The sequence below is a fragment of the Aquitalea sp. ASV15 genome, assembly GCF_016429115.1.
Taxonomy (GTDB): Bacteria; Pseudomonadota; Gammaproteobacteria; order Burkholderiales; family Chromobacteriaceae; genus Aquitalea; species Aquitalea magnusonii.
Map to the genome: position 1 here is coordinate 1 of NZ_JAELTZ010000118.1, position 1,237 is coordinate 1,237.

The 1,237-nt window shown below is 66.6% G+C and carries 1 protein-coding gene; it reads left to right on the forward strand.

Translation table 11 applies throughout. From position 1 onward, the window contains the following. Nucleotides 1-1,237 (forward strand): YDG domain-containing protein (locus JHD64_RS21065; protein WP_199055554.1); only part of this gene is annotated, 1,237 nt, incomplete at both ends.

Genomic DNA, 1,237 nt, shown 5'->3' on the forward strand with positions numbered 1-1,237 from the left:
GGCTTCAACAGCCTGACGCTGAGCGACAGCGACTACACCCTGACTGGCGCCAGCGGCAGCATGACGGTCAACCCGCTGGCGGTGACGCTGACCGGTAGCCAGACCTATAACGGCACGACTACTGCCCAGGGCAGCAACCTGACGGTCAGCAACCAGATCGTCGGCGATACCGTCACCGTTGGTGGCAGCGCCACCCTGGCCAGCGCCCACGCCGGCAACCGCGCCCTGTCAGGCTTCAACAGCCTGACGCTGAGCGACAGCGACTACACCCTGACTGGCGCGACCGGCAGCATGACGGTCAACCCGTTGGCCGTCACCCTGACCGGTAGCCAGACCTATAACGGCACGAACGTCGCCCAGGGCAGCAACCTGACGGTCAGCAACCAGATCGTTGGCGATACCGTCACCGTTGGTGGCAGCGCCACCCTGGCCAGCGCCCACGCTGGCAGCCGCGCCCTGTCAGGCTTCAACAGCCTGACGCTGAGCGACAGCGACTACACCCTGACTGGCGCCAGCGGCAGCATGACGGTCAACCCGCTGGCGGTGACGCTGACCGGTAGCCAGACCTATAACGGCACGACTACTGCCCAGGGCAGCAACCTGACGGTCAGCAACCAGATCGTCGGCGATACCGTCACCGTTGGCGGCAGCGCCACCCTGGCCAGCGCCCACGCCGGCAACCGCGCCCTGTCAGGCTTCAACAGCCTGACGCTGAGCGACAGCGACTACACCCTGACTGGCGCGACCGGCAGCATGACGGTCAACCCGCTGGCGGTGACGCTGACCGGTAGCCAGACCTATAACGGCACGACTACTGCCCAGGGCAGCAACCTGTCGGTCAGCAACCAGATCGTTGGCGACACCGTCACCGTTGGCGGCAGCGCCACCCTGGCCAGCGCCCACGTTGGCAACCGCGCCCTGTCAGGCTTCAACAGCCTGACGCTGAGCGACAGCGACTACACCCTGACTGGCGCGACCGGCAGCATGACGGTCAACCCGCTGGCGGTCACCCTGACCGGTAGCCAGACCTATAACGGCACGACTACTGCCCAGGGCAGCAACCTGACGGTCAGCAACCAGATCGTTGGCGATACCGTCACCGTTGGCGGCAGCGCCACCCTGGCCAGCGCCCACGTTGGCAGCCGCGCCCTGTCGGGCTTCAACAGCCTGACGCTGAGCGACAGCGACTACACCCTGACTGGCGCGACCGGCAGCATGACGGTCAACCCGCTGGCGG